Source organism: Paenibacillus intestini (assembly GCF_030803945.1).
Taxonomy (GTDB): Bacteria; Bacillota; Bacilli; order Paenibacillales; family Paenibacillaceae; genus Paenibacillus; species Paenibacillus polysaccharolyticus.
Map to the genome: position 1 here is coordinate 16,450 of NZ_JAURUN010000023.1, position 16,552 is coordinate 33,001.

The following is a 16,552-nucleotide window of genomic DNA, read 5'->3' on the forward strand; positions in this document are numbered from 1 at the left end:
CTGTGCGGTGGATGATCGTTCGAAAAATCGTTGTTTTATTTCACCGTCAGTACCGGACATTCGGCATGCTTCAGCACACCATGACTGACACTGCCGACTACAATCTCTGCCAGCACACTTTTGCCCCCGGTGCCTATCACAATCAGGTCACATTTCCGCTCACTTGCCATGCGACAGATTTCTGTTGCAGGGTCACCTGCAACCAGCAATGTCTCGTAGTCCACACCGCGACCAACCATTTGTTCAATCACTGGCTCCATAATGTGCTTTCCCTCTTCAGCGATACGTTCCTCCAAATCAACGCCAAGCGCTGGTTCGTTAATTGAGATAGAAGGATTCACATGCATAATCGTCAGACTGACGGGATGTTTCATCTGTTCAGCCAGCATCAGAGCCTGTTCCAGCGCCTTTCTCGCATGATCCGATTCATCTACAGCGACCAATATTCGTGTTAGCATACCCATATCCTCCAGTCTGTTTATCGGTCCTCAACATCTATCTACGCGTTGCACTCGTACTAATTTCCTTTAGCCATAAACCAACTCTTAATGAGCTGTGATGGATGCATCAATATCCCGCAGGTGACGACGACGCATAAACAATACAGCAACACCGATCAGCACCATCAAAGCTCCAAAGTAAAACGGCGTTTCTGGCAAAAACCATTCCGACAGTTTACCAGCAAGCCACGGGGCTAGTGCACCACCCATAAACCGCACAAAACTGTATGCCGCAGAGGCTACGGAGCGCTCCACTGGAGCGGCCTCCATCACAGCCGTCGTGATCAACGTATTGTTTATTCCAAGGAAAATACCTGCCACGATAACCGCAACGATCACCGTTGTCGATGATCCCATCACCGTACCGACAGCCATCACCAGCAGATCGATCGCAAACAACGTGAGCATGACACTCATCGATGGCACGGAGCCAAATCGGCGCTGTAGCTTCGGTGCCACAAAGACGGACGTAATCGCCAGCATCAATCCCCATCCGAAGAAGACATATCCAAGGCCGTGTTCGTCCAGTTTCATGACATAAGGGGAATACGCCATCAACGTAAAGAATCCAAAGTTATATAAAAAGGCGGTAATCGCCAACGTTTTCAGTGAAGGGTACCCAAGCGCTTTGAACGGATCGGATAACGTGCTGCGCGTTTTCGGTTTAGCCATTTTGGGCAACATAAACATGATGCTGATAAACGCTACTGCCATCAGTACAGCTACCCCGTAGAACGGGCCGCGCCAAGAGATCGAACCCAGTTCTCCGCCAAGTAGCGGACCAACGGCAATCCCTAGACCCAGTGCTGCTTCGTATAAAATAATAGCCTTGGCTGTCCCCGATGTGGACAAGCCAACAATAGCTGACAATGCGGTGGCGATGAACAAGGCATTCCCGAGTCCCCAGCCCCCGCGATAACCAACCAGCGCTCCGACTGTGTCAGATGTACCGCCAAGGAACGAAAATACAATAATCAGCAATATACCGCTGAGTAGTGTCCATTTCACGCCAATCCGGCTGGAAACCACACCCGTAATCAGCATGGCGATCCCTGTTACCGCGTTATAGCTGGTAAATAGCAAGGACACCTGGCTTTTGGACGCATGTAGCTGATCCGCAATGGCTGGCAGAATCGGGTCAACTAAGCCCAGGCCCATAAACGAGATGATACAGGCGAAGGCTACAGCCCAGACTGCTCGTGGTTGGGACAGCAGACCTCCACGGGATGAGGGAAATTCGTCAGGTAGTGATGGTTCTCTTTTCATAGGTCATTCCTCCGATGTAATGTGTAATGTTGAGACGGTGAAAATAATTAAGAACAATTGATTAGTTGTATTTTCATGAGTTTTCTTGTTTTTTTTCAGAAAACGAGTTGCAAAAACAGCACAAGGACACCGGAAATCCCGGTGTATTGCATCCAACCATACTGCTCTTCACTCGCTTAAGAAACTGGCGAACGTTCCCTATGCGCATGCATTTGTTTTTAGTACGGCTTCTTGTTGGCTACTCGTCTTAATCTTCGTTTCTCTCACGAGCGTTGGCTTGCAACGTCTGTATGCCCGTTCTAACACGCCCACGAAGCTCCTCCAGCTCCTGTTGTACAGCATGAATGCTCTGAAGCTTCTGCTCCAGCAACTGCAACTGACCATCCAATGTGGCTTCCATCAGGGTGAGCTTTTCGATCCTCTCTTTCACCTCAGTGGTCTGCTGATAGTCGAAACGTTGCTCGTTCAGCACATCTGTCGTAGCTACATAGGCATGAAGTTCTTGTAACGAAAAGCCAAGCACCTCTTTGGCTCGAACCACTTTTTTCAAATAGTCGATGTCATCCTGTGAATATAGCCTCGTTCCGCCGTCTGTCCGCTGAGGTGAAGGCATCACACCAATCTCTTCGTAATATCGAATGGTACGCTTCGTCAGTCCGCAGGCTTTGGCGACATCATCAATTTTGAATAAACTCATCGACTCCACCTCGCTTATATGTCATTAATATTATGTACATAATTACATATAATTCTAACGTTAACGTCAACGTTAGATTTCAGTTTGGAATTTAACCGTTAAAATTATTCATGAAATGATAGATAAAATCGACCATTCCATTCCGAATTTGAGACAGAAGCAGAAAATAAAGACAAAAAAAGACCCGCATCCGCGGATCTCGGTGATAATACAGGTCATTAAGCATGTTGCTCTGCATGTACTTACTGACATTAGTTGTTCTGACCTTGTCTTGACCTTGTCTTATCTTACTTTCCTTACTCATCTCACTTCTCTTATTTCTCTTGCTTGTCCTTTTCATGCTGTGTCCTTTGCATTTGCTTCAAACGGCCTTCCACCCGGGTAAACAGCCTGATGGTATAGAAACCAACAGCGACTAGACTCAGCACCAATGCACGCACATCCGTAAGCCAGAAACCAATCACGCCAAAAGCGGTAATAATAACTCCAAATTGCATCATCAGTGCCGAACTGTACCGCTGTGCTTCTTCCCACAGCGCCCGGTCGCTCATTGCCCGTGGTGTACGGTACCCATATATTCCGTTAATTTGTTTTGGCGGCTTCTTATACACCATCAATCCCAAAATGAAGTAACATACTCCGCATATAATCCCCACGAATGCTCCTGCCAAAATACTCGCTCCTTCTTTTCACTTTAGCTCTCAGGCCAATTCGGTTCACAATCTGCCATAAAAACAGTAAAACGGCTCTACGTATATACGCAGAGCCGTGATGTACGTTTCAAACTATTTAAACGTCCTTAATTCGTAGAACCCGCATCGCATTCAGTACCGCAAGCACCGTCACACCCACATCGGAGAAAACAGCTTCCCACATGGTGGCGATCCCGAATACACCCAGCAACAGAAAGATTGCTTTGACTCCCAGCGCAAATCCGATATTCTGCCAGACAATGCGGCGTGTACGCTTCGCAATACGGATGGCACTGGCGATTCTGGACGGTTCATCCGTCATGATCACCACATCCGCTGCTTCAATCGCTGCATCCGATCCGAGTCCGCCCATGGCAACACCGACATCTGCACGGGCAAGTACGGGTGTATCGTTAATCCCGTCACCGACAAAGATCATTTTTTCCTTCGGTAATTTGTTTTGTTCCAGTTGTTCCAGTCGTTCGACTTTATCCTGCGGTAGAAGTTCGGCATGAACCTCATCCACGCCAAGCTGGCGTGCAACTGCCTCGCCTACCGCTCTGGCATCGCCGGTCAGCATGACCGTTTTGTGTATGCCTAGCTGTTTGAGTGCCTCTATCGCAGACGCTGCATCTTCCTTCACTTCGTCCGCAATAATGAGGTGTCCGACATACTCTCCGGCTTCAGCTACATGCACAACCGTTCCTACCGTTTGCGGCTTCGTATACATGATCCCTGCCTGCTCCATCAACTTGGCGTTGCCTGCGAGCACTTCCTGACCGTTCACATTGACTTTAATTCCATGTCCGGCTATCTCGTCATATCCGTCCACACCTTGCGAGGGAATGTCTTTCGCCCAAGCGGCACGAATGGATTCTGCAATCGGATGATTGGAATTCGCTTCGGCAATCACGGCCAGCTTCATCAGTTCCTCTTCCGTACGCGTACCTTCAGGATGAACAGACGTGACTTTGAAAACACCTTTGGTTAATGTGCCCGTTTTGTCGAACACTACCACTTTAACGTCATTTAGAGCTTCCAGGTAATTACTTCCTTTGACCAGAATACCGTTACGCGAAGCTGCACCAATCCCGCCAAAGAAGCCAAGCGGAATCGATACAACAAGTGCACAAGGACATGAAATAACGAGGAACACCAGCGCACGATAGATCCAGTCTGCAAACGTTGCACCGCTAAGTAGCAGTGGCGGAACGAAAGCAATCAGAGCAGCGAGAATGACCACAACAGGTGTGTAATACCGGGCAAATTTGCTGATAAAATGCTCCGTTTTCGCCTTGCGGCTGCTGGCATTCTGCACCATATCGAGGATTTTGGATACGGTGGATTCACCAAAGGTTTTGGTGACCTCTATGGTTAACATGCCGTTTTTGTTCACAAATCCGCTGAGTACATCACTTCCAGGCTCCAGTTCCCGTGGAACAGATTCCCCCGTCAACGCGGATGTGTCTACCATGGAGCGGCCTGCCTTTACGATACCGTCGAGGGGCACACGCTCACCGGCTTTAACCACAATCCGGTCGCCAATGCGAACCTCTTCCGGGGAGACACGCCGCGTTTCCTCCCCTGCTCCCGTGAGTATATTCGCATAATCCGGGCGAATATCCATCAGGGACTGAATCGACTTGCGCGAGCGATTCACTGCCATGCCCTGGAACAGCTCTCCGAGCTGATAGAAGAGCATGACCGCGACACCCTCAGGATACTCTCCGATGGCAAACGCACCCAGCGTGGCAACCGTCATCAGGAAGTACTCATCAAACACCTGACCGCGAATGATGTTTTTGAATGCCTGTAGCACGATATCGCCACCAGCGATGAGATAAGCCACTACGTATAGCGCAAGCTGTGCCCAGCCATCGAGCGGTGACCAGATCGCTGCGGCCAGCAACACAGACCCCGTAGCAAGGCGGGCTAGTAACGTTTTGGTCTGTCCGGCACCATGCTCATGTGAATGCCCTGCATGAGCGTCACTGCCTTCGGTGTGATTATGCGTATGGCTGTGATCATGTCCATGACTGTGTCCATGATCATGAGTATGTCCATGTGAATGTTCATGTGAATGAGCATGGCTCTGATGTTGATGCTTATGCGTGCCACCCGCTTGGCTTACGTTCGTGTGGGCAAGACTACCCGACCCTTTTTCCGAGATACGAATATGTGGCTCCAGCCGCAGCACCTTACGTTTGGCTTCCTCCACTACCTGCTCATCCATATCGGAATTGGTGTACATGGATAACGTTTTGGTTACAAAATTAACGGAACATTCATTAATGCCCTTAATTTTACTTACACCATTTTCAATCTTCAGTGCACAGTTGGCACAATCCAGTCCGTCAAGCAGCAGTTCCCTTTTCACCTGTTCCTGTTCGGTTCCCATGTGAATTCTCCCCTTTGCAGTCCGAAAAAAGTTGAACTAAAGGTATTACACGAGCACTACGATGACAGAATAACCTGGAGAGTAGCTGTTATCCCCAAATTTCTTTTATCCCTTTCATCTTCAGAGGGAAATTTGGTGATAAAGGCGAAGCGTATGCTTCCGATGCTAGCTTTCTTTCAGAAAGCTTTTAGCTCTGCTTTTCCTGGTTTTTTCTGTCCTCTCCGTTTTTGTGTAAAAAATAGTTCATCTTTTTTTATATAATCTTGTATTTAATGATATATGAGCAATCATTCATATGTTCAATTAACCCTATTATATGCATGCCCAAACCGGAGTGTCAACACGAGGTGTTGATTTTGGATACAGAATATGCAAATAGTAATCATTTCGCTTTAGGCGTTTTTTGGATATAATAGAGCTATCAAGTTGTTAAACATAGGCGGTGATAGGAATGGAACAACCGGTTAAAGCTCCACATGATTGCGATGATGCCTGCTTAGGTACGGAAGCCGATGTGCAAACCATTCGCACCTCACTTATAGATCGGGAGACCTCTTCCGAGATGGCGGATTGGTTCAAAGCATTTAGTGATCCAACACGTCTACGTATTATTGATGCACTGTTACAGAAAGAATTATGTGTACATGATCTAACGGTATTGCTCGACATGGGTCAGTCAGCCATCTCCCACCAGCTGCGCTCTCTCCGCAACATGCGGATTGTGAAGCGTCGCAAGGAAGGCAAGACCGTTTTTTATTCTTTGGATGATGCTCACATTGAGCAGATTTTCCTGCAAACGCTCCAACATATCAAACACGGCTAGGCTACTGCCAGCCTGTTCAAACCAACAGAAACCCCCGTCACTCGGCCTTATGCCGATGGACGGGGGTTTCTGTTGTGTAAGGGAACCGTTTTAATAGTTACAGCAAACGGTTATTGTTCGGATCATAAAGACCCGACTTATCTTTGAACATGTTGAATATATGGGACACCACCACTTTAAGTACCGCGTATCCCGGAACCGCAAGCAGGATGCCGACTACCCCGAACAAGTTCCCTGAAGTCAGAATGACAAAGATAATGGTGATTGGATGAATTTTGAGTGTTTTACCCATAATCTGCGGCGAGATAAGTTTACCTTCAATCAACTGTACAATTGTCCACACGGCAATCATTTTCAGCAACATCACTGGCGAAGTCACCAGAGCTACAATCAAAGCCGGAGTAATCGCAATTGCTGGACCCAGATAAGGTACAACACTCGTGAAGGAAGCAATGATTGCAAGAATCAGGGCATAATCCAAACCAATGACCATGTACCCGATGTAAAGCAACACACCGATACAGAAGCTTACGATAATCTGTCCACGGATGAATGAGCTGATCTGGTGGTTGATATCATGCAACACATGCATGGCACCGGTACGACTTTTGATTGGCAAAAAAGACAAAATCTTGTCCGGCAACTTCTTGCCGTCTTTGAGAAGATAGAACAAGATGAATGGCACGGTTACGATAGATAACACGGTCTCGGTAAATGCACCAAGAAACCCGCCAAGCTTCGTCCAGGTAGAATTGAGGATCTCGGTAGCTTTCGTGGAAATCGTGCCCCACCAGTCCTGCCAGTTCATGTTGATCGTATCTTGCACCTGGCTGAACAGCTTATTGCCTGTCAATTCCTCGAATTGTTCCCTTACGTTTTCACTGTAAGTAGGGAAATTGGCGATCAGCCCCATAATCTGATTACGTAGCACAGGAATAACTGCCAGCACCACAATAGTCAAGATGCCACCAATGGCAAGATAGAGAATCAGTATCCCCCAGCCTCGCTTGATTTTCCATCGTTCCATCACGTCCACAAGTGGATTGAGCAGATAATAAAGGATACCCGACAGAATAATAGGCAGGAGAATTGTTTTGAGTAACACCGCTAGCGGATGGAACACAAAGGATACCTTGGTCAGCACCATAATGTTCAGTCCTACCAATAGCAGAACTAACAGAAACAGCACAAATTTGTTGTTCAGAAAAAATCGTTTGAATCGCTCAGGCCACACCCGAGTTTGTACCTCAGGTTGTTGCTCAGGTTGCTCCATAGGCTTGTCGTCCTCTCTTATGTATCTTTCTTCCGTTATAATCACCTTTCTGCCTGACGGGTACAATTAACTCTTGTACAAGCCAACATATGTATAATACTCCCGATTTATACGTATGAGCCCGTTGACCGTTTCAAATTCGGCAAGTAAAGTCATTTTACCCCAAAATGCACAACCTGCCCCACACCGACCAATTGAAAAATCTCCCATACAAAAAAACGATCCACCTCTGCTTGGAGGCGAACCGTCTCTCTCTGATCCGATGCTATTCACATTCTTCTGTCATATAAAACCTTTATACGTTTCCCGCAAGCTGTGCGATCAACTCATACGAATGCAGACGTGCTTGATGATCATAGATCATCGAGGTAATAATCAGTTCATCTGCCTGCGTCTGGCGAATAAAGGACTCCAGTTGTCCCTTCACTTTCTCCGGTGAACCGTTCACTGCAGCTTTCAGTGTTTGAGCTACAGTAGCCTGTTCGCGATCTGTCCATTTTCCATCCATCACAGCTGGCGGCTGTACAAGTCCTGTTGTGCCGCGGATGATGTTCAGGAACTGTTGTTGCATTGTCGTTCCCAGCCACGCAGCCTCTTCATCGGTATCTGCCACCACGGCATTCACCCCTACGATGACATAAGGCTCCTTCAGACTCTCCGACGGCTGGAAGCTATTGCGGTAGGTATCCAGAGCAATTCGGGTATAATCTGGTGAGAAGTGGCTGGCAAAAGCAAACGGCAATCCCAGCTGGCCTGCCAATCGTGCGCTGAAATCACTGGAGCCCAGCAGGTAAATCGGGATGTTCAGCCCTTCGCCGGGCACTGCGCGTACGGGTGCATGATAGGACGTTGCCGATGCATCAAAGTATGCACGCAATTCTGCCAGCAGCTCAGGGAAATCTTCTCCGCTGTTCAGATCTTTGCGAAGCGCAACGGATGTACGGCGATCACTTCCGGGCGCACGGCCCAGACCCAGATCAATGCGTCCAGGATACAGGGATTCAAGCGTACCAAACTGCTCTGCAATGACAAGTGGTGCATGGTTCGGCAGCATAATGCCACCAGAACCTACACGAATGGACTTCGTTCCACCCGCCAAGTGTCCAATTACAACCGAGGTTGCAGACGAAGCGATGCCTGGCATGTTGTGATGCTCAGCCACCCAGTAGCGATGATATCCCCAACGCTCGGCATGTTGTGCGAGCTCCAGACTGTTGCGAAGTGCAATTGCAGGGGTTGATCCCACGACAACGGGAGCAAGGTCAAGCACGGAAAGTTTGACGTCAGTGATATGTTCTTTATGTTGATGTTCAATACTCATTAAAGTTCATACTCCTCTGTGATTATATTTTTGTATATCCAGATATATAGATATAAATAAACAACATTTTGCTTAAAAAATGAAACATAACTCTTATGTTTCGAAGACAGATTCTTTTCATACATGTAGCGAAGAAAGCCGGGAGTCCATGTGGTACACACCACGTGTTCTTACAACCTCTAGCCGTTCACATCCGGACGGAATCTCCTGCTTGCTGCGTATTGCATCCTTAGCTTCCGTTCCGGCATCCGGCTTATAACTCATGTTGTACGTACTCGGCAAAAGCCTGTATCGTTTCTTCATTGCGTCGATAGTACGTCCATTGTCCTCTGCGCTCCGATAACAACAACCCTGCCTTGAGCATCGTCAACAAATAGCTGGAGATTACAGACTGTGCCAGTCCAGCCTTCAATTGAATCGTGCCAACACAGATCCCACTCTTACCGCCATCCGGATGCTGGGATAGCTCGAGGGGGGAGAAGTGCTGCTCCGGGTTTTTCAGCCACAACAGGATCTGTCTGCGTGTCTCATTAGATAGTGCTTTGAAAATGAGTATAGGTTCCATGGGTCGATTATACCCCCTTTTTGACCTTTTGCCAAACCCCATAAACTAACAAACCGACTCATCAAGAGTCGGCTTGGCAATTCACATCTGATCAATTCCATGTTAGAAACGTGTTGTTACCGTCTGTTTCACTTCATCCAGCATTGCTTGATATGCAGCATCATCCAGATAACCAATACCACCGAAGAGCAGATGGCCTACCGGCTCGATTCCTACAAAATCAAAAATCCCTGTGTCGGAAGTCAGCTGGAGCGCATCCGTCATACCGATCTGGTCATACACGTCCTTCGGCGTTCCGTGTGTACTGATCATAACACCTTTTTTACCCGTTAACAGTTTCTCAATTCCTGTCGCTCCAGATGCATAAGCAAATCCGTAAGCAAACACCCGGTCAACGTATCCTTTCAGAATCGCCGGAAGCCCCGTCCACCAGATTGGATAGATAAACGTAATAGCTTCTGCCTCTGTCACATATTTCTGCTCCGCTACGATATCTTGGGGAGTCTGTCCTGCACGCATTGCAGCTGTATCCGCCTCAGTCAGTACAGGCTGAAAGCCGAGTTGATACAGATCACGTACAACGACCTCATGCCCCTCTGCTTCCAGAGCAGTTACGGCTGTAGTCAAAATGGCTTTATTGAAGCTGTCTGTATGTGGATGAGCGTATACGATAAGATGTTTCATGTTTTATTTCCTCCTCAATTGGGTTCAACAAGTTTAAAGACGTCTGACAATCATAGACAGCAAATTCTCCAACTGCTCCGACTGCTCTTCAGACAGATCGGCATAGATTATCTGATTAATCTGATTCGACACTTCGCGGAAGATCGGCTCAAGCTGCTTCCCTTGGTCCGTTAGGCGAATCATCGTTACCCGGCTGTCTTCAGCGCTCTTGCTACGTTCGACATACCCTAGCTTCTCCAGCTTGTTGACGAGCACTGTTACTGTAGGCTGCGTACGCTGAACACGTTCAGCCAGCATTTTGATCGATAATGTCTCTTCCCGGTACAAGAACATCAGGACATCTCCATGGGATGGCACGATACCCGTTACTTCATGCTGTTCCAATTCATGAACAATTCGTTTGTTCACATGATCTCTGATTCGTGCAATCATTGCAAAAGCGTTGTGTTTTAACATAAATGTATTATACATAGATATCTATGTATTTTCAACTCCTCATTTTTAGACTATATAAGTTAAACTAAAGATTTTACACGGCCCACTCCGATGACAGAATAACCTTCCAATCGCTGTTATCCCCAGATTTTTTGGATTCCCTTTTCCAAAGGGGAAAATCCGGTGATAAAGGCGAACGCTCCGCTTTTTCAGGTTTTTTCTGTCCTCTCCGTTATTGTGTAAAAGAATAGTTCAACTTATATACAATTCATAATTCCAAACAAAGTGACACGGCCCTTGTACTCTCATACTTGAAGGTATGGGACTACAAGGGCCGTACATCGTTACAACAGTTTAGTTCACAGAAGATTTGTTTGCACATTAATAGTCGTTACTTTCGTTCTTTACCTTATCGTTATTTAATCCAGTGTGTAATTTGCTCAACAGATTGGCGTGATTTCTCACGATGAGGCTCTTCTGCACGATAACCAAAGGCCGCCATCACTGACACATCCCATGCGCAATTCTCTAACAGTCCTGCATCTTCCAGAATACGATGCACCTCTGCATAATTGTATCCTTCGATCGGACAAGAATCGATGCCAATCTGAGCCGCTGCAGTCATCATATTGCCAAGGGCAATGTATGTCTGTTTAGATGCCCAGTCGAATAATGTTTTCGCGTTTTGAAGCAGACCTTGATTGTTCTGAAATTTACCGTAAGCTTCACTTGTCATTTTGAATACATCATCGGGCATGCCCTGGACCTCTTTCAGCATGTACGCTGCATAAGGAGAGCTGTAGCTGGCATCCGTGCGAGCCAAGATCACAATGAAGTGACTGGCTGTGGCTAGCTGCCGCTGTGCACCGGACGACACCTCGGACAAGCGCTGACGGAACTCGGGATTTTGTACAATGAGAAACTTCCATGGTTCGAATCCAATGGAACTTGGAGACAAACGACCTGTTTCAAGGATGAAAGTGAAGTCTTCTTCTGTAATTTTGCGTGACGCATCAAATAGCTTTGTTGCATGACGAAACTTAAATGCCTGCAAAATCTCTTCTTTTTTCTTTGTCTTTACAGTAACATCCACTCTTCTCCACGTCCTTTGCTTTATATATTATATGCTGAACCCACATAGCTATGGAGTTCGTTTGCTGTTTATGGCTCAGGTATCAGTTTAGATGTTATGCTCCAGATTGAAAAGTACGTACCTTATTGTACCCTGGTTCCTAAAAGTAAGGATAGCTTACATTACTAAATTGCGTCATTACTTAAAATACTTAATTAAAATCTTGCGTTCTACCTTAGTGATCATTGTGATACGCCCATCTTCTTTGTACCGAACCTCAAAAGCATCTTTTGCATCGCGCTCAAATGTAACTGTATCTATTTTTTCAGCATCTCGGTGGAGCCTGTAGTCGTCAAGATCTACATTAAAAATATTTTTCACAAATGGCCCAACCCGCTCTCTAAGAAGATTCTCATCCATATTTAATAACTGATCCTGGTAAGCCTCCATCTGTTCCGGACTGTTTATTTGGGGATAACCATAATCATTTGAATCTCCCACCATATATCTCGATCCATTTTTGGCTTCTGTTATTTTCACAAAATAATTATCACTAAATGAGAAAAAAGTTGAATCTTCACCAATTTCATCATCTTTAATTCGACTAGCATCATCTAGGTTAAAGTTAGCTTTACCTGAGAACACCTCAATCGCCCTTTTCGCCTTTGCCACTTCAGTTTGGGATATCTGATCTGCTCTTAACTCACCTGTAATGGATATCGCTTGATCCTGCCGCCAGATAATTTCTCCGTAACTATCACCCTCGCGTAAATCTACTACAGTGTAGCTCGTTGGATCCGTTTTTCCTTGTTGCATTCCCACGGATCTTCTAACTTTCACAGGTTGAAGTGTCGGTATTATGCCAGTACTCTCCAGAAGTGATGGTACCTGACGCAAATACCGATGTTCCAGCTTACTTGGCTGCATCTCCGCTCTCATCTGCACTTCACGAAGATTACCCGTCTTGGCATCCAGCCAAATTTGGGCGTAATCTGCTCCTTTCTCCTGGCCCGCTTCGACGTATATTCTTCCAGACACAGGCAGATCTTGTACTTTGGTAATGCGTAGCTGTTTGCCCAGATCATCTCTCATCGTCATCGCAACATTCTTTTTCATCTGATCGGTAAGGATATCGACATTCACGTGATCTGTAAACAACAAAGCTGAAGCCGGATTCATCTGCTCCATCAACGGTTTTGCGAGTTGCCCGTCGTGCCAATTCCACATAAATAGCCCGCCTGCGATAACCAGTGCACTTAACCCTGCAACGAGAATGCCTCTACGACTTTTTCTATGACGTTGATGACCTGGACCAACTTTGAATGTATCTTTAGATATATCTTTAGCTTTAGCTCTATTATTAACTGCATTTGTGTCTGGATCTGTGTATCTCCTGGATAAATCAAAGTGTGAACCAGATCGCTCCAATGACGACTCTAAAGGGCTCATTTCACTCATTTCCTCTTCCTTACTGCTTACCGTTCGTATCCGCTGCACCTGCTGTAGCACCTTACGCTTGTGATCTTCAGTAAAAGGAGACGTTGCAAACGGCCCTTTACGGATTTCCTTTTCCCATTGATCATCCTCATGTTTCATTCGCTTCTCTCCTCCCACTGCTTTCGAACCTTATCCTTAGCCCGGAATAGCCGTGATTTCACGGTTCCTTGGCTAATTCGTAACATATCTGCGATCTCCACCGTTGTAAGTTCATACCTCAGATGCAACAGAAGGATCTCCCGAAACTTCTCCGGTAGTGCCAGCACGATATCCCAAATTTCATTGATATGTACTTTACGAATCACTTCTATCTCGGCAGATGGATAAGCTGATCGTTCTCGCATCGTTTTTCTTGATCCGGATTGATCTCCTTGATCTGACTCTAACGACAACGTTTCTCCCCATAAGCTGCTTCGGAAAAACCTCGACTTTCGGTATGTAAACGTTGTGTTCCTCGTAATTGTTAGAAGCCATGTTTTGATCGAGCAATCTCCCCGATAGTTCGCGATTCCTGTGTATGCCCGGACAAACACTTCCTGTGACAAATCATCTGCTTGCTCCGTATTTCTAGTTAAAAAATAAACATAATTCCACACATCATTGCCGTAATCATGCATCAGGCTGGCAAGTGTGTCATTGTTGATGGTCTGGGCCTCTGCCAGAAACGAATAGTCCAACGAATGTTCACCTCACTTAATACGACTAAACGGAATGTCATCCGGTTCCCTAATTTACACAATATTCTTTATACTTTAGCAAAAAAACAAAAAACAGCATGTCCAGATACACTGAACACGCCATCGTAAAACGCTGAATAATGTACATATAAGATTCATCATTATTTCTTCATTGCTACAATCATCAGAAACATCGGTCTTCGATTCTCATCAGACATCCCTGGGACCTGCTCCATCATCTCCAAAGAAGGTTTGGATTCTGCCACTTGTTGAATGATGAACCCCGCACCAATCAATTCATTCAGATGTGTAGCCATCGTCCGATGATACTTCACCACATCATGATCCAAAAAGTTTGCGATCCGCTGTCCTTGCTCATGATAATGATCCACAGGCCAATGCAGTTTCTCCCCTTGAGCATCATAATGCCAATCTTGCTCCGCACGAGCGGTGAATATCGGATGTTCAACAGATAGAATGAACGTTCCACCTGTGACTAGACAATGATTGATTTTACGATACACGTCATGCAAATGTTTAATGTAATGCAGAGCAAGCGAGCTAATAACCACATCGAACTGATTCTGGTCAAAATGAATATCTTCGATGGCCGTCTGCCGATACTCAATCTGTAGATCATTCGTCAGTTCACGCGCACGCCGCAGCATATTTTCGGATAAGTCTACACCGATGACAGAACTCGCCTGTTGTTCACACGCATATCGGCAATGCCAGCCAAAACCGCAACCCAAATCAAGTACTCGCTTATCCTTTAAATCGGGTAATAAGGTTTGTAATTCATGCCATTCCCCAGCTGCATCTAACCCTTCAACGGAGCGAGCCATCTTACTATAATTCTGAAAAAATGCCTTATCATCGTATTTATTTTGTTTCATGTGATCTTACCTCCCTCCCCGGTCTTCTCTCATACTCTATCAAATAAACGGTATGAATTTCGGAAAAGTTGCCATTTGAATTGTACTCGTGTTATTATACAGAACGAACGTTCAGTATAATATATAGGTATAAACTTTTTAAACTTACTAACGGAGGTCATTATGAGTACAAATTGGACACATCCACTTGAGAGGCAAACGGTAGGCAAAGCTTTTATCAGCTATCTGGTGCCCTCTGTTCTGGGGATGCTGGTCATCGCATTTAACTTTATTATCGACGGCATTATGGTTGGGCATAAACTGGGGTCAACCGCTATGGCAGGCATCGGCATCGCTTCCCCTGTCTACACCCTGTTCGTGGCAATGTCTCTATGGATCGGCATGGGCGGAGCTACGTTATACTCTAATCATATGGGCAGGAAAGAAAATCAGAAGGCCAAAGAAGTGTTTACCAAATCCATTATTCTCATTTCGCTGGTCACAGTGGTTATTGGTTACACGGCCTTCACATTCAAAGATAAACTCGTATATGCATTGGGTGCAAATGCAGATACTTTCCCCTTCGCATCCGACTATATGAACATCATGTTACTTTTCGGGTTTGTTTTTACGATCGAAAATGCATTATCCGTTTTTGTTCGCAACGATGGCGGTCCAAACACCTCAATGTATGCCCAGATTACCTTTGCTGTAGCTAACATTGTCATCAATTATATTACGTTATATGTGCTGGAGTGGGGAGTACGCGGGGTTGCACTTGGCACGATTGTTTCAGCCGCTTTGGCACTGCTCGTGCTGTTCAGTCATTTTTTCAAAAAGTCCAATAATCTTACGTTCACAAGGTTCACATGGAGTACCAAATTGCTTTGCATGATCGCACTTATTGGCTTTCCCAGCTTCCTGGCTGAACTCGGTATGTCCGTCTTTTCGGTCTCACATAACATCTCAACGGAACGGATTGGAGGTACGGATGGTGTTGCCTCGTTTACGGTTTTAAATTACATCCACGGGGTTGTCTTAATGGCATTCCTTGGTCTGGCTTCTGCTGCGCAGCCCCTAATCAGTTATTATCATGGTGCACAGCGAGCAGAACAAGTGCAGGAAACGATTCGTATTGCCGTCAAAACAGCCTTAACCTGCGGTGTGGTTCTGCTTCTCATCGTTCAAGTTGGAGCACCTTATTTTGTGCAAATCTTTGGTAACTTCAGTAGCAGTGTAACTGATAACGCCGTCTACGGTTTGCGTATTTTCACCATTGCTTATGTATTCATGGGAGTAAACTTTGTCATGAGCACGTACTTCCAGTCCATGGGTAACGCTAAAATGGCGATCTGGATTACAGCCGCACGCGAGATGATTATCATGATTGCTTTGATTGCTATTCTCCCTTCGTTCCTGGGTGTTACTGGGGTATGGCTGGCTGTACCTTTATCCGAAATGATTGTTCTAATCACGATAGCACTCTACTATCGCAAACGCTCCTTGACCGAGCGGCTCAATCTGTTACAGGCAAAATAAATATTATGGTTTAAAAACAAACATAACGTTCGCTGTATTTTCGCCCCACCGTCACGATATTAAACACTGGCCCCTAACCCCGGCGTAATTCTCCAAAAGATAACTCCAGAGTCAGGGGCTCAGTACCATTCTGTGCAAGACACAAAAAAGACACACCTGATTTTCATCAAGTGTGTCTTTGCTTTGCTTGGCGGCGTCCTACTCTCCCAGGACCCTGCGGTCCAAGTACCATCGGCGC

17 protein-coding genes are annotated in these 16,552 nt (G+C 46.0%); 2 read left to right on the plus strand and 15 right to left on the minus strand.

Annotated features, from left to right (window positions below; translation table 11 throughout):
• Positions 1–35: 35 nt before the first annotated feature.
• The 5 genes from J2T16_RS28415 to J2T16_RS28435 all read right to left on the minus strand — a co-directional run bounded on the left by J2T16_RS28415 (position 36) and on the right by J2T16_RS28435 (position 5,553).
• A complete protein-coding gene (locus J2T16_RS28415) occupies positions 36–458 on the minus strand; it encodes a universal stress protein (RefSeq protein ID WP_499020153.1) in 423 nt (140 codons plus the stop codon).
• 87 nt (positions 459–545) lie between these two features.
• The gene (locus J2T16_RS28420) at positions 546–1,766 is read right to left on the minus strand and encodes an MFS transporter (RefSeq protein WP_499020155.1); all 1,221 of its coding nucleotides are present in this window, start codon (positions 1,764–1,766) and stop codon (positions 546–548) included.
• A gap of 247 nt (positions 1,767–2,013) precedes the next feature.
• The gene (locus J2T16_RS28425; RefSeq protein WP_090924910.1) at positions 2,014–2,463 is read right to left on the minus strand and encodes a MerR family transcriptional regulator; all 450 of its coding nucleotides are present in this window, start codon (positions 2,461–2,463) and stop codon (positions 2,014–2,016) included.
• Between the two features lie 314 nt (positions 2,464–2,777).
• The gene (locus J2T16_RS28430; RefSeq protein ID WP_499020157.1) at positions 2,778–3,134 is read right to left on the minus strand and encodes an SdpI family protein; all 357 of its coding nucleotides are present in this window, start codon (positions 3,132–3,134) and stop codon (positions 2,778–2,780) included.
• Between the two features lie 118 nt (positions 3,135–3,252).
• Positions 3,253–5,553, minus strand: a complete 2,301-nt coding sequence (locus tag J2T16_RS28435; protein WP_499020160.1) for a heavy metal translocating P-type ATPase — start codon at positions 5,551–5,553, stop codon at positions 3,253–3,255.
• Between the two features lie 451 nt (positions 5,554–6,004).
• Between J2T16_RS28435 and J2T16_RS28440 the strand changes: the two genes are divergently transcribed.
• Complete coding sequence (locus J2T16_RS28440) at positions 6,005–6,376, plus strand: ArsR/SmtB family transcription factor (protein ID WP_090924908.1); 372 nt, start codon at positions 6,005–6,007, stop codon at positions 6,374–6,376.
• 97 nt (positions 6,377–6,473) lie between these two features.
• On the opposite strand, the gene J2T16_RS28445 is transcribed toward J2T16_RS28440, so the two are convergent.
• The 10 genes from J2T16_RS28445 to J2T16_RS28490 form a co-directional block, all read right to left on the minus strand.
• The gene (locus J2T16_RS28445) at positions 6,474–7,649 is read right to left on the minus strand and encodes an AI-2E family transporter (RefSeq protein WP_090924907.1); all 1,176 of its coding nucleotides are present in this window, start codon (positions 7,647–7,649) and stop codon (positions 6,474–6,476) included.
• 295 nt (positions 7,650–7,944) lie between these two features.
• Entirely contained in the window at positions 7,945–8,970 is a 1,026-nt protein-coding gene (locus J2T16_RS28450; protein ID WP_499020164.1) for an LLM class flavin-dependent oxidoreductase, read from the minus strand.
• Between the two features lie 117 nt (positions 8,971–9,087).
• The gene (locus tag J2T16_RS28455; RefSeq protein ID WP_221791523.1) at positions 9,088–9,234 is read right to left on the minus strand and encodes a hypothetical protein; all 147 of its coding nucleotides are present in this window, start codon (positions 9,232–9,234) and stop codon (positions 9,088–9,090) included.
• Positions 9,224–9,535 (minus strand): ArsR/SmtB family transcription factor, encoded by a 312-nt coding sequence (locus J2T16_RS28460; protein WP_123066816.1) that lies wholly within the window; start codon positions 9,533–9,535, stop codon positions 9,224–9,226. Before J2T16_RS28460 ends, J2T16_RS28455 begins: the two co-directional genes overlap by 11 nt.
• Positions 9,536–9,637: 102 nt before the next feature.
• Positions 9,638–10,219: an NAD(P)H-dependent oxidoreductase gene (locus J2T16_RS28465; protein WP_221791525.1), complete on the minus strand. Its 582-nt coding sequence runs from the start codon at positions 10,217–10,219 to the stop codon at positions 9,638–9,640.
• A gap of 33 nt (positions 10,220–10,252) precedes the next feature.
• The gene (locus tag J2T16_RS28470) at positions 10,253–10,675 is read right to left on the minus strand and encodes a MarR family winged helix-turn-helix transcriptional regulator (protein WP_221791533.1); all 423 of its coding nucleotides are present in this window, start codon (positions 10,673–10,675) and stop codon (positions 10,253–10,255) included.
• Between the two features lie 394 nt (positions 10,676–11,069).
• A complete protein-coding gene (locus J2T16_RS28475) occupies positions 11,070–11,747 on the minus strand; it encodes an NAD(P)H-dependent oxidoreductase (RefSeq protein ID WP_221791527.1) in 678 nt (225 codons plus the stop codon).
• Between the two features lie 177 nt (positions 11,748–11,924).
• Complete coding sequence (locus tag J2T16_RS28480; RefSeq protein WP_336121225.1) at positions 11,925–13,322, minus strand: hypothetical protein; 1,398 nt, start codon at positions 13,320–13,322, stop codon at positions 11,925–11,927.
• The gene (locus tag J2T16_RS28485; protein ID WP_221791531.1) at positions 13,319–13,900 is read right to left on the minus strand and encodes an RNA polymerase sigma factor; all 582 of its coding nucleotides are present in this window, start codon (positions 13,898–13,900) and stop codon (positions 13,319–13,321) included. Before J2T16_RS28485 ends, J2T16_RS28480 begins: the two co-directional genes overlap by 4 nt.
• Before the next feature lie 161 nt (positions 13,901–14,061).
• On the minus strand, positions 14,062–14,796 hold the full coding sequence (locus J2T16_RS28490; RefSeq protein WP_499020171.1) for a class I SAM-dependent methyltransferase: 735 nt from the start codon (positions 14,794–14,796) through the stop codon (positions 14,062–14,064).
• Positions 14,797–14,958: 162 nt separating this feature from the next.
• On the opposite strand from J2T16_RS28490, the gene J2T16_RS28495 reads away from it, so the two are divergent.
• On the plus strand, positions 14,959–16,314 hold the full coding sequence (locus J2T16_RS28495) for an MATE family efflux transporter (protein WP_154892167.1): 1,356 nt from the start codon (positions 14,959–14,961) through the stop codon (positions 16,312–16,314).
• Positions 16,315–16,552 lie beyond the last annotated feature (238 nt).